23 protein-coding genes and 2 pseudogenes are annotated in these 22,940 nt (G+C 63.4%); 13 read left to right on the top strand and 12 right to left on the bottom strand.

The window, feature by feature from the left end; all coding sequences use genetic code 11:
- The first annotated feature begins 65 nt into the window (after window positions 1-65).
- The 10 genes from rsxA (at window position 66) to HZY77_RS16220 (ending at window position 8,597) form a co-directional block, all read left to right on the top strand.
- Window positions 66-641: an electron transport complex subunit RsxA gene (rsxA, locus tag HZY77_RS16265; RefSeq protein ID WP_296656250.1), complete on the top strand. Its 576-nt coding sequence runs from the start codon at window positions 66-68 to the stop codon at window positions 639-641.
- Window positions 641-1,207, top strand: a complete 567-nt coding sequence (gene rsxB / locus HZY77_RS16260) for an electron transport complex subunit RsxB (protein WP_296817061.1) — start codon at window positions 641-643, stop codon at window positions 1,205-1,207. Before rsxA ends, rsxB begins: the two co-directional genes overlap by 1 nt.
- Window positions 1,204-2,907: an electron transport complex subunit RsxC gene (gene rsxC / locus HZY77_RS16255; RefSeq protein WP_296817058.1), complete on the top strand. Its 1,704-nt coding sequence runs from the start codon at window positions 1,204-1,206 to the stop codon at window positions 2,905-2,907. The genes rsxB and rsxC overlap by 4 nt, the downstream gene beginning before the upstream one ends.
- Window positions 2,907-3,935 (top strand): RnfABCDGE type electron transport complex subunit D, encoded by a 1,029-nt coding sequence (locus HZY77_RS16250; RefSeq protein ID WP_296817054.1) that lies wholly within the window; start codon window positions 2,907-2,909, stop codon window positions 3,933-3,935. The genes rsxC and HZY77_RS16250 overlap by 1 nt, the downstream gene beginning before the upstream one ends.
- A gap of 2 nt (window positions 3,936-3,937) precedes the next feature.
- The gene (gene rsxG, locus HZY77_RS16245; RefSeq protein WP_363154661.1) at window positions 3,938-4,582 is read left to right on the top strand and encodes an electron transport complex subunit RsxG; all 645 of its coding nucleotides are present in this window, start codon (window positions 3,938-3,940) and stop codon (window positions 4,580-4,582) included.
- Window positions 4,579-5,256 carry an electron transport complex subunit E gene (locus HZY77_RS16240; protein WP_296817048.1) on the top strand — a complete coding sequence of 226 codons (678 nt, stop codon included), beginning with the start codon at window positions 4,579-4,581 and terminating at the stop codon, window positions 5,254-5,256. The genes rsxG and HZY77_RS16240 overlap by 4 nt, the downstream gene beginning before the upstream one ends.
- Window positions 5,253-5,402, top strand: a complete 150-nt coding sequence (locus HZY77_RS16235) for a hypothetical protein (protein WP_296817045.1) — start codon at window positions 5,253-5,255, stop codon at window positions 5,400-5,402. The genes HZY77_RS16240 and HZY77_RS16235 overlap by 4 nt, the downstream gene beginning before the upstream one ends.
- A gap of 10 nt (window positions 5,403-5,412) precedes the next feature.
- Window positions 5,413-6,057 carry an endonuclease III gene (gene nth / locus HZY77_RS16230; protein ID WP_296817042.1) on the top strand — a complete coding sequence of 215 codons (645 nt, stop codon included), beginning with the start codon at window positions 5,413-5,415 and terminating at the stop codon, window positions 6,055-6,057.
- Entirely contained in the window at window positions 6,057-6,491 is a 435-nt protein-coding gene (locus HZY77_RS16225) for a DUF1841 family protein (RefSeq protein ID WP_296817039.1), read from the top strand. The genes nth and HZY77_RS16225 overlap by 1 nt, the downstream gene beginning before the upstream one ends.
- A 189-nt stretch (window positions 6,492-6,680) precedes the next feature.
- The gene (locus HZY77_RS16220) at window positions 6,681-8,597 is read left to right on the top strand and encodes a diguanylate cyclase (protein ID WP_296817035.1); all 1,917 of its coding nucleotides are present in this window, start codon (window positions 6,681-6,683) and stop codon (window positions 8,595-8,597) included.
- 54 nt (window positions 8,598-8,651) lie between these two features.
- Here the strand turns inward: HZY77_RS16220 and HZY77_RS16215 are convergent, their stop codons facing one another.
- Window positions 8,652-11,330, bottom strand: coding sequence for a bifunctional acetate--CoA ligase family protein/GNAT family N-acetyltransferase (locus HZY77_RS16215; protein ID WP_296817031.1), 2,679 nt, complete (start codon window positions 11,328-11,330; stop codon window positions 8,652-8,654).
- A 127-nt stretch (window positions 11,331-11,457) separates the two neighbouring features.
- On the opposite strand from HZY77_RS16215, the gene HZY77_RS16210 reads away from it, so the two are divergent.
- Window positions 11,458-12,381, top strand: a complete 924-nt coding sequence (locus HZY77_RS16210; RefSeq protein ID WP_296817028.1) for a histone deacetylase family protein — start codon at window positions 11,458-11,460, stop codon at window positions 12,379-12,381.
- Window positions 12,382-12,532: 151 nt separating this feature from the next.
- Here the strand turns inward: HZY77_RS16210 and HZY77_RS16205 are convergent, their stop codons facing one another.
- The 7 genes and pseudogenes from HZY77_RS16205 to HZY77_RS16175 all read right to left on the bottom strand — a co-directional run bounded on the left by HZY77_RS16205 (window position 12,533) and on the right by HZY77_RS16175 (window position 18,369).
- The gene (locus HZY77_RS16205) at window positions 12,533-13,198 is read right to left on the bottom strand and encodes a DUF2182 domain-containing protein (protein WP_296817025.1); all 666 of its coding nucleotides are present in this window, start codon (window positions 13,196-13,198) and stop codon (window positions 12,533-12,535) included.
- Window positions 13,199-13,307: 109 nt separating this feature from the next.
- Window positions 13,308-13,909: pseudogene (locus tag HZY77_RS16200) on the bottom strand (DUF1326 domain-containing protein).
- A 362-nt stretch (window positions 13,910-14,271) separates the two neighbouring features.
- A complete protein-coding gene (locus tag HZY77_RS16195) occupies window positions 14,272-14,595 on the bottom strand; it encodes a cytochrome c (protein WP_296817021.1) in 324 nt (107 codons plus the stop codon).
- A 10-nt stretch (window positions 14,596-14,605) separates the two neighbouring features.
- Entirely contained in the window at window positions 14,606-14,941 is a 336-nt protein-coding gene (locus tag HZY77_RS16190; RefSeq protein ID WP_296632905.1) for a cytochrome c, read from the bottom strand.
- A gap of 235 nt (window positions 14,942-15,176) precedes the next feature.
- Window positions 15,177-15,689 carry a thermonuclease family protein gene (locus HZY77_RS16185; RefSeq protein ID WP_296817019.1) on the bottom strand — a complete coding sequence of 171 codons (513 nt, stop codon included), beginning with the start codon at window positions 15,687-15,689 and terminating at the stop codon, window positions 15,177-15,179.
- Complete coding sequence (recN, locus tag HZY77_RS16180) at window positions 15,686-17,341, bottom strand: DNA repair protein RecN (protein ID WP_296817016.1); 1,656 nt, start codon at window positions 17,339-17,341, stop codon at window positions 15,686-15,688. The genes HZY77_RS16185 and recN overlap by 4 nt, the downstream gene beginning before the upstream one ends.
- 155 nt (window positions 17,342-17,496) lie before the next feature.
- Window positions 17,497-18,369 carry an NAD kinase gene (locus tag HZY77_RS16175; RefSeq protein WP_296656227.1) on the bottom strand — a complete coding sequence of 291 codons (873 nt, stop codon included), beginning with the start codon at window positions 18,367-18,369 and terminating at the stop codon, window positions 17,497-17,499.
- A 98-nt stretch (window positions 18,370-18,467) separates the two neighbouring features.
- Here HZY77_RS16175 and hrcA point away from each other — a divergent pair, with 98 nt between their 5' ends.
- Window positions 18,468-19,484 (top strand): heat-inducible transcriptional repressor HrcA, encoded by a 1,017-nt coding sequence (gene hrcA / locus HZY77_RS16170; protein ID WP_296817014.1) that lies wholly within the window; start codon window positions 18,468-18,470, stop codon window positions 19,482-19,484.
- Window positions 19,484-20,587, top strand: a complete 1,104-nt coding sequence (gene hemH, locus HZY77_RS16165; RefSeq protein WP_296817012.1) for a ferrochelatase — start codon at window positions 19,484-19,486, stop codon at window positions 20,585-20,587. The genes hrcA and hemH overlap by 1 nt, the downstream gene beginning before the upstream one ends.
- A 617-nt stretch (window positions 20,588-21,204) precedes the next feature.
- Here hemH and HZY77_RS16160 read toward each other — a convergent pair.
- The 4 genes and pseudogenes from HZY77_RS16160 to HZY77_RS16150 form a co-directional block, all read right to left on the bottom strand.
- Window positions 21,205-21,537, bottom strand: a pseudogene (locus tag HZY77_RS16160) (zinc ribbon domain-containing protein YjdM); the annotation flags it as partial.
- A 107-nt stretch (window positions 21,538-21,644) separates the two neighbouring features.
- On the bottom strand, window positions 21,645-21,884 hold the full coding sequence (locus tag HZY77_RS17935) for a cupin domain-containing protein (RefSeq protein ID WP_363154659.1): 240 nt from the start codon (window positions 21,882-21,884) through the stop codon (window positions 21,645-21,647).
- A 141-nt stretch (window positions 21,885-22,025) separates the two neighbouring features.
- Window positions 22,026-22,268, bottom strand: coding sequence for a hypothetical protein (locus tag HZY77_RS16155; protein WP_296817009.1), 243 nt, complete (start codon window positions 22,266-22,268; stop codon window positions 22,026-22,028).
- A gap of 81 nt (window positions 22,269-22,349) precedes the next feature.
- The gene (locus HZY77_RS16150) at window positions 22,350-22,850 is read right to left on the bottom strand and encodes a dihydrofolate reductase (RefSeq protein ID WP_296817007.1); all 501 of its coding nucleotides are present in this window, start codon (window positions 22,848-22,850) and stop codon (window positions 22,350-22,352) included.
- Window positions 22,851-22,940 lie beyond the last annotated feature (90 nt).

Genomic DNA, 22,940 nt, shown 5'->3' with positions numbered 1-22,940 from the left:
CCATCCCAGGCTTGAATCCCCGCCTTCCGCGGCGGATAATGCGGCATTGCGTCGGGCTGCCTGCTTTGGAAACCTACATCCTCATTCTCATTTCCACGGTGTTCGTGAACAACATCGTGATGGCCAAGATTCTCGGCCTGTGCCCCTTCATGGGCGTCTCGAAGAAACTGGAAACGGCGATCGGCATGGGACTGGCGACGACCTTCGTGCTGACGCTGGCCTCCGGTGCCAGCTACCTGGTCAACGAATACCTGCTCGGCCCCGAGTTGTTCTATCTGCGCACGCTCTCGTTCATCGTCGTGATCGCCGGCATCGTTCAATTTACCGAGATGTTCATCCACAAGAGCAGCCCGGTGCTGTACCAGGTGCTGGGCATCTACCTGCCGCTGATCACCACCAACTGCGCCGTGCTGGGCATTCCCCTGCTCAACGTGCAGGCACAGCACAATTTCGTCGAATCGCTGTTCTTCGGCGCCGGCGGCGCGATCGGCTTCACCCTGGTGCTGATCCTGTTTGCCGGCATCCGCGAGCGGCTCGAGACCTGCGACGTTCCTTCCCCGTTCAAGGGCACCAGTATCGCGATGATCACCGCGGGGCTGATGTCGCTTGCTTTCATGGGTTTCTCGGGCCTGGTCAAATAATGCTGGCCGCAATCGGGGTGATGGCCCTCCTGGCCGTGGCGATCGGCTTGGTGCTCGGCTGGTCGGCCATCCGCTTCAAGGTGGAAGGCAACCCGCTGGCGGAAAAGATCGACGCCATCCTGCCGCAGACGCAGTGCGGCCAGTGCGGGTTCCCTGGCTGCCGCCCCTATGCCGAGGCGATCGCCAAGGGCGAGGCCGACATCAACCAATGCCCGCCAGGCGGCGAGGAAGGCGTCAAGAAGCTCGCCGAACTGCTGGGCGTGGAACCCAAGCCGCTCGACGAGGCCCATGGCACGCCCAAGCCGAAGTCGGTCGCCTTCATCGACGAACAGACCTGTATCGGCTGCACCCTGTGCATCCAGGCCTGCCCGGTCGACGCCATTTCCGGTGCGGCCAAACAGATGCACACCATCATCGCGGCCGAATGCACCGGCTGCGAACTGTGCCTGCCGCCCTGCCCGGTCGACTGCATCTCGATGGTGCCGATCGCCGAAGACCTGCCCCACTGGAAATGGAAGCATCCGGTGGTGATGATGAAGAAGATTGCCGAAACGGAGGGCGTATGAGCCGCGAACTGTTCAAGTTCAAGGGCGGCGTACATCCTCCCGAACACAAGGCGGAATCCACGTCGCGCCCGATCCATGCCGCGCCGCTGCCGAAGAAACTGGTCATCCCCTTGCGCCAGCACATCGGCAATCCGGCCAAGCCGGTGGTCGAGGTCGGCGAGCGGGTCCTGAAGGGCCAGATGATCGCAACCGCCGACGGCTATATCTCGACGGCCGTCCATGCTTCCAGTTCGGGCACGGTCGTGGCCATCGACCTGCAACCGGTCCCGCACATCTCCGGCCTGCCCGACCTGTGTATCACGATCGAAACCGACGGCCGCGACGAATGGGTGGCGCATGCTCCGCTCGACTACCAGGCGATGGAACCCTCCCAACTGCGCATGCAACTGCGCGACCTGGGATTGGCCGGTCTCGGCGGCGCGGTCTTCCCCAGCGCGGTCAAGCTCGACCCCGGCGCGTCCCATGCCTGCCCGACGCTCATCATCAACGGTGGCGAATGCGAGCCGTGGATCACCTGCGACGACATGCTGATGCGCCACCACGCCGACGAGATCCTGCAGGGCGTGGCGATCATGCGCCATCTGCTGGGCAGCACCGAAATCCTCGTCGGTATCGAGGACAACAAGCCCGAGGCGCTGGATTCAATGCGCTCCGCTGCCGCGAAGCTGGATTTCGCGGTGGAAGTGGTGAAGGTGCCGGCGCGCTACNCGGGCGGCGGCGCCAAGCAAATGATCGAGACACTGACCGGTAAGCAGGTCCCGTCCGGCAAGCTCTCCACCGACATCGGCATCCAGGTCTTCAACGTCGGCACCAGCTATGCGCTGGCGCGTGCGATACACCATGGCGAACCGCTGATCTCGCGCCTGGTCACCGTCACCGGCCACGTGCTGCGCCCGCAGAACTTCGAGGTCCTGATCGGCACCCCGATGCACACGCTGATCACCCTGGCAGGCGACCGCGACGGCACCACTGGCGTACTGATGGGCGGGCCGATGATGGGCGTGCCAGTACCGAACCTCGACGTGCCGGTGGTCAAGGCCACCAACTGCATCCTGGTGAAATCAAAGGAACTGTTCCCGCCCCTGCCCAAAGCCCTGCCATGCATCCGCTGCACCCGCTGCGCCGATGCCTGCCCGGCCGAGTTGCAGCCCCAGGAACTGTTCCGCTTCGCCAAAGCGGGCGACTTCGGCCGTGCGCAGGAATACCACCTGTTCGACTGCATCGAATGCGGCTGCTGCAGCTACGTCTGCCCCAGCCATATTCCGCTGGTCGATTTCTATCGTTACGCCAAGGGCGAGATCTGGGCGCGCGAGAAGGATAAGCGCGCTGCCGACCTGGCACGCGAGCGCCACGAATTCCGGCAATTCCGGCAGGAACGCGAGAAAAAGGAAAAGGCCGAGAAGCTCGCTGCCAAGGCCCAGGCCGCGCGCGCGCAAGCCGCGCTGGATCAGGCACAGCGCGCCGAACTCGCAGCCGCCCCTGCTGCCGAAGGCGCCGCGGTCAGCGATGCCGACGCCAAGAAAGCCTTGATTGCCGCTGCGCTGGCGCGCGCGCAGGCGAAANAATCCGACGCCGCGCCAAAGAACGTCGATCAACTGACTCCCGAGCAGCTGCATCAGATCGAGGAGATCGAGGCCCGTCGGACTAAAATCCGCGAACTGGCGCGCAAGCCGCTGGAATCCGAAGAGAAGAAACCCTGATGGCCTCTCCATTCATTCTTGACCGCACCAGCGTCACCCAGGTCATGGCCTGGGTGCTGGCGGCCCTGCTGCCCGGCATCGCAACCTACGTCTGGCTGTTCGGGCCGGGCATCCTCGTCACGCTGTCGCTCGCCACCCTCACGGCGCTGGCTGCCGAAGCAGCGATGCTGAAGGCGCGCGGCTATGCAGTCAAACCCTTCCTCGCCGATTTGAGCGCCATCGTCACCGCCTGGCTGCTGGCGCTGTCGCTGCCTTCGCTGGCGCCATGGTGGCTGATCATCACCGGCACCTTGTTCGCCATCGTGGTGGCCAAGCACCTGTATGGCGGGCTGGGCCAGAACATCTTCAACCCGGCCATGGTCGGCTACGCCGTGCTGATCGTGTCCTTCCCGGTGCAGATGACGCATTGGGCCGGACCGAACGAGTTGACGTCGGTGCACCTCACGCTGGCGCAAAGCGCAACGGTCATTTTCGGCGGCGACGTACCCNGGACCACGCTGGACGCCGTCACCATGGCCACGCCGCTGGACGCGCTGCGGACCGGGCTGCTGCAGCAACTGACGGTCGACGAAGTGATGACGCATCCGATTTTCGGCCATTATGGCGGCGTCGGCTTCGAATGGCTGGCGGGTGCATTCCTGCTGGGCGGGCTGCTGTTGTGGGCTCTGCGCATCATCAGCTGGCAAGTACCGCTGGCCTTTCTGGCCGGCATCTGGCTCACGGCCGGCTTCCTGAACTTCTTCGACGCCGGCCGCTTCGGCCCACCCTGGTTTCACCTGTTTGCGCCGTCGGTCATGCTGGGCGCCTTCTTCATCGCCACCGACCCGGTGTCGGGCGCGACCACGCCGCGCGGCAAGCTGGTCTTCGGCCTGGGCGCCGNNGGTTTCACCATGGCCATCCGTACCTGGGGCGGTTTCCCGGACGGCGTGGCCTTCGCCATCCTGCTGATGAACCTGTGCGTGCCCCTGATCGACCAGTACACCCAACCGCGCATCTATGGCGGTGCCGACAAGGAGCCGCGCACGTGAGCATGACGGTCGCCACGCGCAATGCGTTGCGGACCGGGACGGTCCTGTTTCTGTTCGCGCTCGTCGGGACGGCCATGCTGGCATTCACCCACGACCAGACCGAACCCGTCATCACCCGCAGCCAGCAGGCCGAGAAACTCGCACTCATCAACCAGGTGCTGCCCGCTTCGTCCTACGACAACGACCTGCTGGCCAGCCGCCAGGATCTGCAGCCGGACGATCTCNTGGGCACGCGCCAGCCTTCCGCCCTATGGATCGCCCGCCGCGGCAGCCAGGTCACCGCCGTGGTACTGGAAGCCATCGCGCCGGACGGCTATGCTGGCGATATCGCCCTGCTGATCGGCATCGACATCGACGGCAAGGTGACTGGCGTACGGGTCACGGCTCACCATGAGACGCCCGGCCTCGGCGACTACATCGACCGCGCCAAAAGCGCCTGGATCGACCAGTTTTCAGGTAAGTCGCTGACCGATCCCGAGTCCAAGCGCTGGAAAGTCGCCAAGGACGGCGGCGCGTTTGATGCGCGCGTCGGCGCCACCATCACCCCGCGCGCGGTGGTCAAGGCCGTCAAGAGCGCGCTCGATTATTTTGCGCGGCACCGCGCCGCATTCGTCGCGGCGCCCCCTGCCAAGGAGAAGAAGGCATGATGACGATGAGCGAATTCCGCAGCCTGTTCCACAACGGGCTTATCAAACAGAACACCGGGCTGGTGCAACTGCTCGGGCTGTGCCCGCTGCTGGCGATCAGCAACAACGTGGTCAATGCACTGTCGCTGGGACTGGCTACGACGATGGTGATGGCGGCATCCAGCGGCGCGGTGTCGAGCGTCCGCCATTTCGTACCGAATGAAATCCGCATCCCGGTGTTCGTCCTCATCATCGCGGCGCTGGTCACGGTGATCGACCTGGCGATGAACGCCTTCGTGCATCCGCTTTATCTGGTGCTGGGGATTTTCATTCCGCTCATCACCACCAACTGCATTGTGCTGGCACGTGCTGACGCGTTTGCCGCCAAGAATCACCCGCTGCACAGCGTGGTCGACGCCATTTCCATGGGCCTGGGCCTCACGCTGGTGCTGATCGTGCTGGGTGCGATTCGCGAGCTCGCCGGCAAGGGTACGCTGCTCTCCGGCATCGACATGGTGTTCGGTCAGGCTGCCAAGGGATGGGTGCTGCATATTCTGCCCCACTATCAGGGTTTTCTGCTGGCGATCCTGCCCNCCGGCGCCTTCATCGCGCTGGGACTGCTGATCGCGGCCAACAACTGGAACAAGGCACGTGCCGTCCAGCGCGTCCGTGCCGCCGTGCCGATGGCGGCATGAAGCCGCCGCTGAAAAGGCGTGTCCCAAGCCGCGCAACCCGTTTGTTGCGCTGGCCATTGCCCGCAAGGCCGGCGAACATGAAAACGGCGCGCGCCAAACGGCAGGCCGAGAAGCGGGCGCTGAAAAAGCGCCTGGACGAACAGTGATCCCGAACCGATGAATCCAGGCAAGCGCCACGAAATCTTCAGCCGCCTGCGCGCGGCCAATCCCNATCCCACCACCGAGCTCGAATACAGGACGCCGTTCGAGCTGCTGGTGGCCGTGGTGCTGTCGGCGCAGGCGACCGACAAGGGCGTGAACCTGGCGACGCGCAGGCTGTTTCCGGTGGCCAACACCCCCGAGGCGATCTATGCGCTGGGAGAAGCCGGCCTCACCGAATACATCAAGACCATCGGGCTCTACAAGAGCAAGGCCAAGCACCTCATCGCCGCCTGCCGGATGCTGGTCGAACTGCACGACAGCCAGGTGCCGGCCGAACGCGCGGCGCTCGAGGCGCTGCCCGGGGTGGGACGCAAGACCGCCAACGTCATCCTGAACACCGCGTTCGGCCAGCCCACAATGGCGGTCGACACCCACATCTTCCGCGTCGCCAACCGCACCGGCCTGGCGCCCGGCAAGACGGTGCTGGAAGTGGAAAAGAAGCTTCTCAAGACGATTCCCGCGGAATTCCGCATCGACGCCCACCACTGGCTGATCCTGCACGGGCGCTACGTGTGCCAGGCCCGCAAGCCGAGATGCGGCGAGTGCATCATCGCGGACCTGTGCGAATTCAAGGGCAAACTGCTCGCCACGGCTGGGTAATGTTCAATCCCAGCCGCGATCAGGTCCGCCAGTTCTTCTTCGATGTATGGGCGAAGTACCGGGCCGGCCAGCCGCTGGCGGGCGCGGAGCAGCCGGCGCTCGATGCCGTGCTGGCGCATCCCGAATATCACGCCCTGCTCGACCAGCCCGATCGTTACCGGGAGCGGGATTACCTGCCGGAATCCGGCGAGATCAACCCTTTTCTACATCTGTCCATGCATCTGGCAATCGCCGAGCAGGTGTCGGTCGACCAGCCGCCCGGCATCCTCGAACGCTACCAACGTCTACTCAAGCGCTATGGCAACGCCATGGACGCGCAGCATGACGTCATGGACTGCCTGNGGGAAATGATCTGGCAGGTGCAACGCCACCAGACGGCGTTCGATTCGGCGGCCTACCTGCACTGCCTGGATCGCAAGCTCGGCAACGTGTAGCAGGCGCCAGCCACCGATATCAAATCCGCGAAAGCGGCCTTCATTTTGTCGAAATCCTGTCGTTATCACTGTTGACAGTCTGACACCACCGGGAAAAAGCCCACTGCTTGCACCGGTTCTGACTCGACCGTTTTGATTCGGGGCCGCCCTCCAACGGGCCGGCACTTACGTTTGCTTCGCCACTAATAAATGATGACACAGGCTGAACAACTGAAACTCAGCGGCCAGCTGCCCTCCNCTCGCGGGGTCGCGCTGGCGATACTCGAGTTATCCAGGCGCGAGAATGCGACACTGGGTGAAATTGCACGGGTCGTGCAAACCGATCCCGCCTTGTCCGGGCGCCTGATCAAACTGGCCAATACCGCTTCGCACGTCGCACGCCCGGTGGTCTCGATTCAGGAAGCCGTCGTCCGCCAGGGCATGGCAACGGTGCGCCATCTGGCCTTGGGTTTTTCGCTGGTCGACCAGTACCGCGACGGCGCCTGCGAAGCATTCGACTACAAGGGATACTGGTCGCATTCCCTGCTGATGGCGCTGTGCATGCAAGCCCTCGGGACGCGAGTGCATGTGGCCGCTGCGGATGAACTGTTCGTCTGCGGCCTGCTGGCGCAGGTAGGGAAGCTGGCGCTCGCGACAGCCTATCCCGACGAATACAACGCGGTCCTGCTGGCACAGCAGGCCGACCCCGCGCAAGCGCTCATCGCCCTGGAACGGTCCCGCCTGGAAACCGACCATGTCGAAATGGGTACCGTCATGATGGCCGACTGGGGCATGCCCAGAACCTTCACCGAGCCACTGACCCACTACGAAGAATCGGATCATCCAGGTTTTCCCCATGATTCGCGCGCCAACAGCCTGGTGCTGATGCTGCGCCTGTCCCACCAGCTGGCGGACCTTGGCCAGATCAATGCCAGCGCACGTCCCGATCTGCTGAAGGACTGGATGGCGAAGGCCGTTGCGCTCGACATTTCCNCGNACACGGCCGGCAGCTTTGTCGACGAAGTCATACACCACTGGCGGGAATGGAGTGAGTTGCTGAAGATACCGGCTGTCGCGCTGCCGTCGTTTGCCGAGATCTGCCATGGCCACCACGAAACCGAAGGCCAGACCCACGACGGCGAAACGGCGGATGTCGAAATGCCCTTGCGCATCGTGGTGGCGGACAGCGATGCCACCCGCCGGCGCAACATCATGGCCTTGCTGGTCGAGGACAGCGAGCATACGGTCTACCCGGCCGAGAACGGGAACGCCGCACTGGCCCTGGCGATGGAAGTGCTGCCCCATGTCATCATCGCGCATTACGAGCTACCCCTGCTCGATGGCCTGGAATTGTGCCAGGCGCTGCGGGCCACCGACGAAGGCCGACGCATGCATATTCTGATGACGTCCGACGAACACGGCGAAGAACAACTGAACCGCGCCTACGAAGCCGATGCCGACGGCTATCTGCCCAGCAACCTCAGTTCCAAGGGCCTGCACACCCGCCTGCGTGCCGCACAGCGCATGATCCATCTGCAAACCGCCTGGGAAAAGGATCGTGCGCAACTGCGCCAGATCGCGGCCGAACTGGCAGTGGCCAACCGTCGGCTGGCCAACGCGGCGCTCACCGACCTGCTGACCGGGCTGCCGAACCGCCGCTCGGCCATGGACCAGCTCGAACAGGCCTGGAGTGCCGCCTCGCGCTCAGGCCAGCCGATCGCCGTGATGGTGGTCGATATCGATCATTTCAAGCATATCAACGACACCTACGGCCATGCCGCCGGGGACCGGGTGTTGCGCGAAGCCGCAGCCATCCTGCGCGCCTCGGCGCGCCGCGAGGACAGTGTCTGCCGCATCGGCGGCGAGGAATTCCTGGTCATTTGTCCCAACACCGATCTCAACGCCGCGATGCAGTCGGCCGAACGCCTGCGCGCAAATCTGAACGCCAAGCGGATCACCATCGGAAATACGGAAAAAACGCTCACCGTCAGCATCGGGGTAGCCACACGCGAATCCGTCACCGGCGACATCGACGCACTGGTCAGCATCGCCGACCAGGCGCTCTATGCCGCCAAGGAAGCGGGACGCAACAAGGTCTGCACCCGGCAGCACAGCGTATTCCATTGACCCTGCCCGTCCGCATCTATGGACAGGCATCTGCCTCGAACCGGTCTGCCCGCGCTAGAGCGCGCGTGAGACCTTCCGCACCGTGTCATCCTCGGGGTGTACCTCGATATGGAAGCCCAGCGCTTCCACCAGCTTCAGCATGGGGCGGTTGGTCTTCAGTACCTCGCCCTCCATCATTTTCAGGCCCTTACTGCGCGCCACGTCCATCAATACATCCATGAGCTTGTGGCCGATCCCCTGTTTCTGCCAGCGGTCATCGACCACCAGGGCGAATTCGCAGGATTCGGCATCCGGATTGATGGCATAGCGCGCCACGCCCAGCTCGACCTCCTTGCCATCGATCTCCGTCAACGCCAGCAGCGCCATTTCGCGCGTGTAGTCGATCTGGGTCAGACGCGCCAGCATGGTGGGNGACAGTTCGCGTACCGCATCCATGAAACGGAAATACTTGGACTCCTCGGACAGGCTGCGCACGAACCCNTGGGTCAGTTCGGCATCTTCCGGGCGGATCGGGCGGATCAGCACGTCGTTTCCGCTGGGCAATTGCCAGCGCGTCACCAGATGCGTCGGATACGGATGGATCGCCATGTGGCCATAGCGGTCGGCGGTCGGCACGCGCGGCGCGATGACGATGCGCGCATCCAGCGCCAGCGCACCGTGCTCGTCCACCAGCAAGGGATTGATGTCCATTTCCGCCAGCCAGGGGAGCTCACAGACCATTTCGGACAGGCGCAGCAGCACGTTCTCCAGCGCATCCATGTCGATCGGAGGACGGTTGCGGAACGGGCCCAGCAGCATCGCGACGCGGGTGCGTTGGATCAGATCGCGCGCCAGGTAGCGGTTGAGCGGTGGCAAGGTCACGGCGCGGTCCTGGAAGGCCTCGACATCGACCCCGCCGGCACCGAACACGATCACCGGACCCAACACCGGGTCCGAGGTCATGCCCAGCAGGACTTCGCGCGCATGCGGACGGGCCACCATGGGTTCGATGACGATGCCCTCCAGCGTGGCGTCGGGCCGCAATCGCTGCACATCGGCCAGCATCTCGCCAAAGGCGGCGCGCACCGCCTGGCCGCTGGACAGGCCCAGCCGTACGCCGTTGACATCGGATTTATGGGTGATGTCCGGCGAGTTGATCTTCATCGCCACCGGAAAGCCCAGCTGTTGCGCCAGCAGCATCGCTTCCATGGGATCGCGCGCAATCAGGGTCTGCGCGATCGGGATGTGGAACGCCGACAACAACGCTTTCGATTCCACTTCGTTCAGCAGATGGCGGCCATGCGCCAGTGCGCTTTCGATGATCAGGCGCGCGCCCTCCACGTCCGGCTCGGCCTGATGCGACAGCGGCCCCGGCGTCTGCATCAACAGCCGCTGGTTCTCGTAGAAAGCCGAGAGGAAGGAGAACACCTCGACCGCAGGCTCCGGCGTGGTGAAATAGGGAATCCCCGCCTGCTTGAACAGCCGCCGCCCTTCGATCACCTGCGCCTCACCCATCCAGCAGGTCAGCACCGGCTTGCTCGAGATCTTCGCCACGTCCACCACCGCCTGGGCCGCCTCGGTCGGCCGCGTCATCGCCTGCGGCGTCAGCATCGCCAGCACGCCATCGACGTTGTCATCGCGCAGGCAGGCGTCCACCGCGGCGCGATAGCGTGCTGCAGTAGCGTCGCCGATGATGTCGAGCGGGTTGGCCTGCGACCAGTTGGACGGCAACACCGCATCGAGGGCCATGATCGTCGCCGGCGACAGCTCGGCCATGCGCACGCCCATGTCCACCGCAAGATCGGTCGCCATGACGCCGGGCCCGCCGCCGTTGGTGACGATGGCAAGCCGGTTGCCGGTGGGCTGGATATGCGTGGACAATGCCCGCGCGGAGGCGAACAGCTGCAGGATGGTATTGACCCGCACCACACCGGCACGCCGCACCAGGGCATCGAACACCGCGTCCGATCCCACCAGGGCGCCGGTATGCGACATCACCGCCTTGGCGCCCGTCGCATGGCGCCCCACCTTGACCATGACGATGGGCTTGAAGCGGGCGGTTGCGCGCAGCGCGCTCATGAAACGGCGCGCATCGCGGATGCCCTCGATATACAGCAGGATGCCCTTGGTCTGCGTATCGACGGCGAGGTAGTCGAGAATCTCGCCGAAATCCAGATCGGCCGACGCGCCAGTGGAGATCACGCTGGAAAAGCCGATGCCGTTGGTCTCCGCCCAGTCCAGCATGGCCGTGCACAGCGCGCCGGACTGCGACACCAGCGCAAGGTCGCCAGCCTGGGTGACGCCCTGGCTGAAGGTGGCATTCAGGCCGATGGACGGCCGCTGGATCCCCAGGCAGTTGGGACCGATGAAACGGATACCGTATTGCCGGGCAATCGCCACCAGGGCGTCCTCCAGCGCCATCCCCTGCGCGCCCACTTCGCGGAATCCGGCGGACAGGACGATGGCATGGCGGATCCCATGCTGCCCGCATGCCTGCATGATCGACACCACCGTCGACGCGGGCGTGGCGATCAGGGCCAGCTCCGGCACCGCCGGCAATTCGCCGGCCGACGCGTAGCAGCGTTCGCCGAACACCGTTGCATACTTCGGGTTGACCGGATAGACCTCGCCCTTGTAGCCGGCTTGGCGCAGGTTGCGGAATAGAGTGCCGGCAACCGAATCCTCGCGTTCGCTGGCGCCAAAGACCGCGACCGAACGGGCATTGAACAGGGGNTGCAGATAATGTCGGGGCATGGTTGGGGCAGACTGGATTGCTGCGGCCTGTCGAGCGGATCGGGAATCAGCCTATGCTAGGCCATCCCCTGCTGCCGCGCCATCATGCCGGGCGTATAGTTGATTTATTTCTTCCCTTGCCTGCGCCATGCACACCGCCTACATCACCCATCCGTCATGCCTACAGCACAACATGGGCGACTGGCATCCGGAGAGTCCCGCACGCCTGCGCGCCATCGACGACCGGCTGCACGCCGCCCACCTGTTCGACTTCCTGGCCCATCACGAAGCCCCGTGCGTGCACCGCAGCCAGCTGCTGCGGGTGCATGACGCCGCCTACCTCGATGCCGTCGAAGCCGCCGCGCCCAGCGAAGGCGTGCACATGCTCGACCCCGACACCGGCATGAACCCGCACAGCCTGGAGGCCGCGCGCCATGCGGCGGGTGGCGCCGTGATGGCAGTCGACCGGGTGATCCAGGGCGCGGAAGCCAACGCCTTCGTCGCCACCCGTCCGCCCGGCCACCACGCCACCCGCAACCAGGCCATGGGATTCTGCATCTTCAACAACGTCGCCGTGGCCGCCGCGCACGCGCTCAAACAGCACGGCCTGGAACGCGTCGCCATCGTCGATTTCGACGTCCATCACGGCAACGGCACCGAGGATATCTTCCACGACGATCCGCGCGTGATGCTCTGCTCCACCTTCCAGCATCCCTACTATCCCTTCCGCGGCGCCGACACCGTCAGTGACCACATCGTCAACGTGCCGCTGCCCGCAGGCACCACCGGAACGGCCTACCGCGAAGCCTTCACTGCCCGAATCCTGCCGCGACTGGAAGCCTTCCGCCCGCAGATGCTGTTTTTCTCCGCTGGCTTCGACGGCCATCGCGAGGACGACATGGCACAGTTCGGCCTGGTGGAAGCGGATTACGTCTGGATCACCGAGCAGGTCATGGGCGTGGCCGCGCGCCATGCCGAGCGGCGCATCGTGTCCGTGCTCGAAGGCGGCTACGACCTCAGTGCCCTGGGACGCAGCGTGGCTGCGCACATCAAGACGCTGGCAGCGTTATGAGCCGCGCTTCGCAGCTCGGGCGTATGTGGATCAGTCAAGTCCTGGCCGTGCAATGATTCTGGAATCGTGACAGCGAAACAGCGCAGTAGCGAATCCATGGGACTGCCGTAACCGGACCTCCTCGGCCATGACTGTCGTTCAAACCATCCGCTCAGATGTCAGCCCATGCTCCAAACGCCATCCAGCTTCCCCATGCGATCAGGGCCAGACCCGTGGCATGACTGACCCATCGCCCCCATGGCAGATTTTTNTCCAGCAGCACGAAAGCGGCCAGGAGTGCGATCCACAGCAGATTCATGACCCCNACGACAAATAGGACGAGCATCAGCAACCAGCAGCAGCCGGTGCAATAGAGGCCATGTCGCCATCCCATGACTAGCGCGCCTCCCGTACCATCTCGCCACTCGTTCAGGAGGTACCCGAGAGGGGAGCGACAATGGTTGAGACAGGCGTGTTTCGCCGGCGTCCACTGGTAGATGCCGGCGGCGATCAGCACCACTCCGCCCAGCAGGGGATTGGTACCGGTCATTGCAGGCGAGATCAGCATGGCACTGTGCAATCCCCATTGAATCAGCGTCGCGGCCACGCTGAAACCCGTCCATGCGAGGAGATAGCCGAGCAGAAACAGGCCGCTGGCCACTCCTGTTGAGACTCGGGAGTGGCGTTCATGCTGGATGCGCGTAAACAACAGGAGCACCGGACTGGCAGATGGCGCCATCATGCCGATCATCATGACGGCCCACATCGTGAAGACCAATGCGAGGTCAAGCGGTCCCCATTCCTGTGCACCGGGCATTGCCATGTCCACCACGTCCATGTGGCGCATGGCCCAGGATTGATAGGCGAGATAAGCCCACGCCAGCGCCGTGATCCCGACAACGCTGGCGGCTGCTACGACACTTGCGGCACGGGCTCCGTGTCGTCCGTCAGGACTGGTAACTGAAGGGGGAATAAAACCCATTTTTCTTGGAAATTTCCACATCGAAGCCATGATCGTGGAAGCTCAGACGCTTCGATCGACACACCACCGTGGGGTAACCCGGCACCGGTGTGAACGGAATACGAGTGAGCGTGACATCCTCTCCGCCCTGGCCGGGCATCGCCTCGATTTCCATTTGTGCCACTTGCGGAATGGTCAGGCTGCGTTGCTTGCCTTCGAGGCGGTAATCGATAGCGGCGCTCCTGACCCCGAGGACTTCGCCGATCAACGGCGTTAGTGCTGAAAGATGGCCGCCGGCCGCCCGGAGAATATCTTGGTGAGGGCGTCCATCTGCTGCGCATCGGCCCGTTCATCGACATACAGGGCGACCTTCCATTTGGTTTGCAGCATGTGTCCAGGCGCGTAGGCAAACAGTGCGGCATTGAGCCCGTCGAGTGTAGTGTCCGAGAACGTACCTTGATCGATGTGCCAGCCGATCAGCGCCTTGCAATCGCCTTCGGTCGGTGGGCTCGTGAACACGCACGGACAGGCGGCCTCACAATTGCATGCTTCAAAGTACGTGCCTGCCACCTTCCATTGTGTCTCCATGATGTCACTCCTTGGCTGTTTTCGGGTAATCCGCTTTTCGAATGATGCAACCCGTTCTTTCTACAAGGCCTGCGGAACGTGACCTGTCGTATGTTGAGAGATGAGCTGCCCTGGTCGCCGACCGTATTCAGGGAGCGACTCCACTGTTTGCACGGGTAAACGAGGTATAGCATATGGACAGCCGCTTTTCGGAAACCATGGTTTTCCAGTGGAACGCACCAGGTCTTTGCGTTTCATTCGAATACCAGCCGGAGGGCAGTTTCGGGTGCTAGCGAATCGGGGCGAGCCATCGACGAATTCCGGATTTCCAGTAAAAGGGCTCTGCCAGTGGCAGAGCCCTTTTCCTTTCCGTATGGCTGGAATCAATATTTCAGGGTCAGCCCTTTCTGCTCGGAAAAGTACGTAGCCAGATCCTGCATGTCGTTGTCGGACAGGGCTTGCGCCTGACCGCCCATGATGGGGTTCTTGCGCACGCCGATCTTGTATTCGTGCAGGGCCTGGAGGAGATAATCGCGGTGCTGGCCGGCCAGCCTGGGGAAGCTCGTCACGGTGCTGTTGCCGTCCGGGCCGTGGCAGGCTGCGCAGGTGGTGGATTTGGCCTTGCCGGCCTCGTAGTCACCGGCGGCATGCGCCGGGAACGAGGCGGCCAGTGCGGCCGTTGCGAGGATGAGCAGCGTTGTTTTCATGTATCTCTCCTCAGTTGGCCGGACCGGTGTACGACGATTCGTAATAGGCCGCGAGATCTTCCATGTCCTGCTCGGACAGGCTGCTGGCGATGCTCTTCATGCCAGGATGGTTGCGTTCGCCATCCTTGTAGGCTTTGAGCGCCGCCACGATGTATTCCGCGTGCTGCCCGCCGAGCATGGGGACGCTGTATACATAAGGATAAGCGGTACGCCACCCGGGAATGCCATGACAACCGGCACACATTGAGGTCTTGAGTTGCCCGGCCTTGGGGTCGCCTGCTGCCTGAACCGGCACGGCCAACACCAGCAGCACGGACGCGAACAGCGTCTTCGTGATGAGTTTCATCTTCCTCGCTCTCTCTGGTTGAGTTGTCGTTGTGGTCCCCGTCTGACGCAGGGCTTGCGCTCGATTATAAAACCGTACAGGTGGCCTGATGACCGATTGGGTTCTAAAATCCTTTTATGACAAGCAGTTATAACGTTATTCTCTAATATGCTTCTAAACTGTATGTTCGATCGGGACAAAATCCACGTGGAAATTCGCCTGTAGTTTCCGCGACAGCCGGCATGGCGCACCCCGTCTAGAAGCGGTTGCGCTCCCCTTTGGGATGCGTTCGCCGCCACTCCCACGGCGGCACGGGCGCCGCACCCTGCCAGAGTCCGCGTTGGTCCAGGCGCGCCTGGCGCTGCGCCACCGCCAGTTTCGAAGTGTGCCGGGAACGCGCGGCGGCCCAGGCGAAACCGGATTGCACCAGTTCCGTTCCGACCTCGTGTCCCGCCACCTGAATGTGAGCGATCGTGCGGCCATAGACATCGGTCGCGACCGAGGTCACTGCCACCCGCCGATTCAGCACGCGCGCCGCCAGTTCGCGCGTGGCTGCACCGCCGTAGGGTTGATCCGTTTCGGGCGCATCGATGCCGGCCAGGCGGACTTTCAGGAAGGTGCGCCCGGACGTATGGGCGTGATCGGGTTTGAACAGGACGGTATCGCCGTCGACGACCACGATGATGACACCGTGCATCGTCTCGGCTTGCACAGGTGGGGCACTCACCCAGGCCAGACACAGCAGGAACAACGCCAACCCGCGTCTCACCCGGCGAGCATCTCCGCGGCATGCTGCCGGGTGGTGGCGGTGATCTTGAGTCCGCCCAGCATGCGCGCGATCTCCTCCACCCGTGCATCCGCATCGAGGACGGCGATATTGGACGAGACGAAACGGCCGTTTGCCTGCTTGGCCACTCGCAGATGCTGCGTGCCACGCGCCGCCACCTGCGGCAAGTGGGTGATGACCAGCACCTGGCGGGTCTCGCCCAGCTTCGCCAGCCGTCGGCCCACGGCTTCGGCCACGCTGCCGCCGATGCCGACATCGACCTCGTCGAAGATCAGCGTCGGCACGCCTGCCACGCCCGACAACGCGGTCTGGATCGCCAGACTGACGCGCGACAATTCGCCGCCCGAGGCCACCTTGCCGAGTGGCCCCGACGGCAAGCCGGGATGGCTGGCGACGAGAAAACTCACGTCCTCCAGCCCATGTGCACGCGGTTCGCTCACAGCTTGCAGCGCGATGTCGAGATGCCCACCGACGAGCGCGAGTTCGTGCATCGCCGCCGTGACCTGCTTGGACAATGCAGTGGCCGCCTTGCGGCGCTGCGCGCCGAGGCGTTTCGCTTCGCTTTCATAATGCGTCCGGACGGCATTCTCGGTGGCCTGCAACGCATCGAGGTCGTCGCTGGCAGCCAGTTCGTCCAGCCGGGCCTGAAACCGATCGAGCAGACCAGCCAGTGCCTCCGGCTGCACGCGATGCTTGCGCGCCAGGCGATGCATGTCGCCGAGCACGCGGTCGAGTTCGGCGAGCCGATCGGGATCGAGATTCAGGTGATCGGCATAGCGGCGCAGCGCATGCACGGCCTCGGCCAGGTTGGCGCTGGCCGAATTCAGCAGCGTGGCGACCTCGCCCAGACTGCCGTCCACCGCCTGCATCGCTTCGAGCTGCGCGCACATCTCACCGAGACGGCTCGACAGCGCCGCCTCGCCCTCGTCAAGTCCCTGGATCAGCGCATGGCCGCCTTCGATCAGCGTGGTGACGTGGGCAAGCCGCGCATGCTCGGCCTGGATTTCGTCCCAACGCGCCAGATCGTCGCCCAGCGCACGCAGTTCCTCTACTGCCAACGTCAGGCCTTCACGCTCGATCTGCCGCGCCTGGCTGTGGGTTTCGGCATCCTGGCGCCGCTGGCGTGCGGCCTGCCAGGCGTGCCAGGCCGCGTTCACCGCGGCTGCCAGCGACTGCGCACCGGCATAGGCGTCGAGCACCTCGCGCTGGGCCTGTGGGCGCAGCAGGGCATGGTGCGCATGCTGACCGTGGATGTCGAGTAAATATTCGGCCGCGTCCTTCAACTGCGACAGCGGCGCCGCGCTGCCGTTGATGAACGCGCGCGAACGCCCGCCGGCCTCGATGACGCGGCGCAGGATCAGCGTGCCATCATCCGATGTGAAGCCGGCTTCGTCGAGCCAGGCTGCCAGTGCGGGCAGACCGTCGATCGCGAATTCGGCGGAAATTTCGGCACGCGGCGCACCGCTGCGCACCACACCGCCTTCGGCGCGGTCGCCCAGCGCCAGTGCCAGCGCGTCGACGAGGATGGACTTGCCGGCGCCGGTCTCGCCGGTCAGCACGGTCAGCCCCGGCGCGAAGTCGAGCTCGACCGATTCGACCAGCAGATAATTGCGGATGGACAGATGTGACAGCATAGAAATGTGCGGTCAGGACTTGTGAAGAAACCGTCGCGAGCGCAGCCAGGTCGGGGGCGACCGGCGCGCAGCAACCGGAATGTACTCAAAGTACATGAGGATTGCGAGCACCGCCCAACCCCGAGATGGCAAGCGCAGTAGGTTTATTCACAAGTCTAGAGTTTCTTGCCCCAGTGCAGCTTCTGCCGCAGGGTGTCGTAGTAGCTGTAGGAATGCGGATGCAGCAGGGTGACCGGGCGGCTGGCGCGGGTGATCCACACGTGATCGCCGCTTCTGAGGTCGAAATGATGCTGGCCGTCGAAGTGGACGCGCGCGTCGTCGGCATAGGTCAGAGTCAGTTCGATGCGCGAATGGCTGCTGACCACGATCGGACGCGCCGACAGGGTATGCGGGCAGATCGGTACCAACGCCACGGCTTCGAGCGTCGGATGCACGATGGGACCGCCAGCCGACAGCGCATACGCAGTGGTGCCGGTCGGGCTGGTGACCACCAGGCCGTCGGCCCGCTGGCTGTAGACGAACTCGCTGTTGATGGCGATTTCCAGATCGATCAGGCGACCCGAGCCGCCTTTGCCCACCACGACGTCGTTGAACGCCGTGGCCTCGAACACAAGTTCGCCNCCNCGGCGAACCTGCCCGTTGAGCAAGATGCGTTCTTCCGCCACGTACTGGCCGCTGAGAATCTCGGCGATGGCATCGAACATGTGGTCGACCGTGATGTCGGTGAGAAAGCCCAGCCGCCCCTGGTTGACGCCGATCAGCGGCGCGCCGTTCGGCGCCAGTTCGCGCGCAATCGACAGCATGGTGCCGTCGCCGCCCAGCACCACCACGACGTCGCTTTCGGTCGCTAGGTCGTGCAGATTGCGCGTGGGGAAGTCCGCGATCCCGAAATGTTCGGCCGTCTGGCAGGCCAGCAGGGCCTTGTGCCCACGAGCCTGAAGGAATTCCGCCAGCGCTCGAACCGAGGCCTCCATGCCCTGATTGTCGTATTTGCCGACCAGGCCGACAGTGTGGAAAGGGATTTGCATGAGGGGCGATTATATAGGGGATGGTGAGCGGCAAGCAGTACGCAGTGAGCGGAGGATCAAAAGCGCCACTCCCCACTCACCCCTATATAATCAAACCCATGCTCAACGACCGCGCCCGCATCCTGCTGAAAACCCTGGTGGAACGCTATATCAGCGAAGGGGAACCCGTCGGCTCGCGCACCCTGTCGAAACATGCCGGACTGGACCTGTCGCCCGCCAGCATCCGCAACATCATGGCCGACCTCGAAGAGATGGGCTTCGTCACCAGCCCGCACACCTCGGCCGGGCGTGTGCCAACGCCGCGCGGCTACCGCTTCTTCGTCGACACCCTGCTGACCGTCCGCNCCCTGGCGCAGGTCGAGGTCAGCCAGCTCGAGCACAGCCTGACGGCGTCCGACCCGCAGCGGCTGATGACCGCGGCATCCACCCTGCTGTCCGATCTCAGCCGGTTTGCCGGGCTGGTGATGACGCCGCGCCGCAGCCCGGCCTTCCGTCAGATCGAATTTCTCAGCCTGTCGGACAAGCGCATCCTGCTCATCATCGTCACCATGGAAGGCGAGGTCGAAAACCGCGTCATCGTCACCGAGCAGCCCTACAGCGCCGCCGCACTAACCGAGGCGGCCAACTACTTCAACCAGAATTTCGCCGGCCACAGCTTCGAACAAGTGCGTAATAAGCTGCGCGACGAGCTCGGCCGCATGCGCGACGACATCACCCGCCTGATGGCGGCGGCCGTGGATGCCGGCAGCCAGGCACTCGACGCCAGCCAGGACAACGTGGTGGTGTCCGGCAGCCGCAAGCTGCTCGACGTGCAGGATCTTTCCAGCAACATGGGAAGCCTGCGCCGCCTGTTCGACGCCTTCGAGAAGAAAACCGGCTTGCTGCAACTGCTCGACCAGTCGCGCACTGCCGCCGGCGTGCAGATTTTCATCGGCGGCGAATCCGAGATGCTGCCGCTCGACGAATGCAGCCTGGTCACGGCGCCCTACTCGGTCGACGGCCAAGTGGTCGGAACGCTCGGCGTCGTCGGCCCCACCCGCATGGCCTACGAGCGCGTGGTGCCGATCGTCGACGTCACTGCCAAACTCCTGTCCAGCGCGCTGTCGCATCATTGATGAATTACCTGAAAGAGCCTGAGCACACCCACGGCCAGCAAACCCGCACCGGCATCCTACTGGTCAATCTCGGCACCCCCGAGGCGCCGACGCCCCAGGCGCTGCGCCCCTACCTCAAGGAATTCCTGTCCGACCCGCGCGTGGTGGAAATCCCGCGCGCCGTGTGGTGGCTGATCCTCAACGGCATCATCCTCAACACTCGGCCGAAAAAATCCGCCGCGAAATACGCCGCGATCTGGACCTCCGACGGCTCGCCGCTGAAGGTCCACACCGAGAAGCAGGCCAAGCTGCTGAAGGGCTGGCTGGGCGAACGGATCGCCACCNCCTTCACGGTCGACTACGCGATGCGCTACGGCCGGCCGTCGATTCCCGGCACGCTGGCGAAAATGAAAGCGGCCGGCTGCGACCGCATCCTGATCCTGCCGGCCTATCCGCAGTATGCCGCCTCCAGCACCGCCACCGCCTTCGACGCCGCGTTCGCCTGGCTGCAGAAGACGCGTACCCAGCCGGCCCTGCGCACGCTCAAGCACTATCACGACCACCCTGGCTACATCCACGCCCTTGCGACCAACATCCGCGACTACTGGCAGATGCATGGCCGTCCCGACCTGCTGCTGATGAGCTTCCACGGCGTGCCGCGCTACACGCTCGACAAGGGCGATCCCTACCACTGCGAATGCCAGAAGACCGGCCGCCTGCTGGCCGAAGCGCTCGGACTCGAACCGAAGCAATATCGCCTCACCTTCCAGTCGCGCTTCGGCCGCGCCGAATGGATCCAGCCCTACACCGACAGGACGCTGGACGAACTCGGCCGCGCCGGCACCGGCCGCGTCGACGTGGTCGCACCGGGCTTCACCGCCGACTGCCTGGAAACGCTGGAAGAACTGGCAATGGAAGGCCGCGCCACCTTCCTCGCGGCGGGAGGCAAGGAATTCCACTACATCCCCGCGCTCAACGAACATCCGCAATGGATCGATGCGCTCGGCCGCATCGCGCTGGAAAACCTTGGGGGCTGGGTCGGCGACGGCTTCGACCGCGATACCGACGAGCAAGCCCGCCTCGCCAGCAAGAACCGCGCACTGGCCATGGGCGCACACAGTTGAAGTCCTGCCCTGCCGCACAATCGAGAACGGAGCCGAGGCTCCGTTTTTCATTTCGGCCCGCTCACCTGCTTTTCCCTGCCCACATTGTCCGAAATCCAGTGACTCAGATTGTCGCCGGGCGATTTGATGACTACGTTTAGATCATCGAGACAGATACTTCTAATGCAGGAGAATGGGCATGACTGAAACCNCCAAAATGAATCATCTGATCCAGCAGCATATCCTCGAACACGAAATGCGCCTGAAACATGTGGATACCCTGCTCGAACGCGCCCAAAGTGGCATTGCCAAATCAGGCAGCAGCGATGCCGCGGAACAACTGGCAAGCGCAAAGGCGGAACGCGACAAACTGGCAGGGCGCATCGATGAATACAAGGTGAAGCCCNCCGATCAATGGTCCGAGGCCGAATTCGAAAAGACCGGCCCCATGGTGATATGGGACACGATCGCACAGCAACTCGAAAGGCTGGTCGAGCGCATGGAGCGCTAGACCACGACGCATGCAGGACCGGATTGCAGGCATGCTGGATGAAATGTCGGCGCACGTGTAAGGCCAGGAAAAACGGGGCCGCGGCCCCGTTCAATCGTTGATGCCGGACGGAATCCGGTGTCCTACACCTTTTCACGAATTCCGACTTCAAGCCCATCTGGCCGATGCCATCGATCCTGCAGTCGATGTCGTGATCGCCCTCGACCAGGCGGATGTTCTTCACCTTGGTCCCCACCTTGACGACCAGCGACGAGCCCTTGACCTTCAGGTCCTTGATCACCGTCACCGTGTCGCCATCCGCCAGCACATTGCCGTTGGAATCGCGGATGACGCGTACCTCATCCGTGGCAGCAGCTGCATCCTTCGACCATTCGTGCGCACATTCCGGGCACACGTACATCGCACCGTCTTCATAGGTGAACTCGGAACCGCACTGCAGGCACTTGGGCAAACCGCTCATGCCATGCCTCGCCGAGTAGTTGGGCTGATGTCTTTCACCTTCATTTTTTTCCTTTAACGACTCAAATAGAACTCACGTAAAACAGGTCTGCACTGCTCAGGTGTCCGTCAGACAAAAGTCGTACTTCCCCCGCTCTGGGTAAGCAGGTATTGGGTTGGCGCATTACACCTGTTCCAAATCCGGTGTGGCGTACCTGCCCGGATAACAAGACTTTGCCCTTCGGATAGAACCGTCTCGGTTTCAGCGCCACGTACGGCAACAGCAACCTGGCCATCCAGACACACAATTTGCTCATCCACCAGGGTGTGAAAATGCAACGGCGCAACCTCCAAAGGTGCAAGGGTCATTCTGCGCACAAGTACATGGTCCGTTTCAAATAAGGTTTCAGAAGCGTACTTCAATTCGATACCCGATCAGGAAAGCCGACCTGACATTCATCAGGTCCTCATTTAGAACACTTTTCAACGACCATCATAATTGTTCAACATTCACACGTTCTTGTCCGCATCCGCTGCCTCACTCCAGATGTCGTACGGACCTTTGGGCCGTGGGACCAACGTCAGCAGCAGGGACAGGTCGGAATAAACGTCCGCCGGAAACCCCTGGCGGCCGCCCCGGCTGTCTACCAGCAGGCCCTGCAGCTGGTCAAAGCTGGCGGGCGATCCCCAGCACGCCACAATCTCGTGGACCAGGCGCGGAAAATGTTCTTCGAGCGGACTCAAATCGGACATGCTTTTTCTCCCTTTCCGTTGACGCAAACAATCATCGGGTGAGGCTGGGCGACGGCAGTCAGGAGAGCACGCCGCTTCCGCTCAGCCCCGCTCGTACACCACGAAATCAAATCGCAGAGCGTCGCCCTTCTCGCCCGTGTTCGACTCGCGCGCGACTTCNCTGAATGCGCTGCGGTCATAGTCGGGGAACCACGCGTCGCCCTCGGCCTCGATGTCCACTTCGGTCAGATACAGCCGGTCGGCCAGCGGGATGGCCTGGGCATAGAGCTCGGCACCGCCAATGAAGAAGATCTCGTCGACACCCTTGCAAAGAGCAATGGCTGCAGGAATGGAATCGGCAACGAGGCAGCCATCCCTGCGATAGTCGGGATTGCGGGTGATGACGATGTTGGTCCGCCCGGGCAGCGGACGGCCGAGCGATTCGAAGGTCTTGCGCCCCATGAGGATGGGATGGTTGAGCGTGAGCGCCTTGAAGTGGGCGAGGTCTTCCGGCAGCCGCCAGGGCAGGCGGTTCTCGATGCCAATGACGCGGTTGCGGGCGAGCGCGGCGATGACGCTGACGCGGGGTTCTTGTTGATTCATGTTTTCTCGATATTCATGCGGAGCGCTTTGCCCAGACAAGCCCGCCTGATCAAAAGAACTGCGCCAGGCAGCCCTTCGACAGGCTCAGGG

Origin of the sequence: Thiobacillus sp. (genome assembly GCF_013693775.1) — a bacterium.
Classification (GTDB): domain Bacteria; phylum Pseudomonadota; class Gammaproteobacteria; order Burkholderiales; family Thiobacillaceae; genus Thiobacillus.
The sequence above is the reverse complement of the archived record's forward strand: the minus strand, read 5'-3'. Positions and strand labels throughout refer to the sequence as shown.

What these genes read in the sequence shown, in the direction of transcription:
- HZY77_RS16195 (WP_296817021.1), bottom strand. Translation starts at nt 14,595, where the DNA reads ATGAAAACAACGCTGCTCATCCTCGCAACGGCCGCACTGGCCGCCTCG.
- recN (WP_296817016.1), bottom strand. Translation starts at nt 17,341, where the DNA reads ATGCTGTCACATCTGTCCATCCGCAATTATCTGCTGGTCGAATCGGTC.
- rsxB (WP_296817061.1), top strand. Translation starts at nt 641, where the DNA reads ATGCTGGCCGCAATCGGGGTGATGGCCCTCCTGGCCGTGGCGATCGGC.
- HZY77_RS16210 (WP_296817028.1), top strand. Translation starts at nt 11,458, where the DNA reads ATGCACACCGCCTACATCACCCATCCGTCATGCCTACAGCACAACATG.
- HZY77_RS16235 (WP_296817045.1), top strand. Translation starts at nt 5,253, where the DNA reads ATGAAGCCGCCGCTGAAAAGGCGTGTCCCAAGCCGCGCAACCCGTTTG.
- HZY77_RS16190 (WP_296632905.1), bottom strand. Translation starts at nt 14,941, where the DNA reads ATGAAACTCATCACGAAGACGCTGTTCGCGTCCGTGCTGCTGGTGTTG.
- HZY77_RS17935 (WP_363154659.1), bottom strand. Translation starts at nt 21,884, where the DNA reads ATGACCCTTGCACCTTTGGAGGTTGCGCCGTTGCATTTTCACACCCTG.
- HZY77_RS16155 (WP_296817009.1), bottom strand. Translation starts at nt 22,268, where the DNA reads ATGTCCGATTTGAGTCCGCTCGAAGAACATTTTCCGCGCCTGGTCCAC.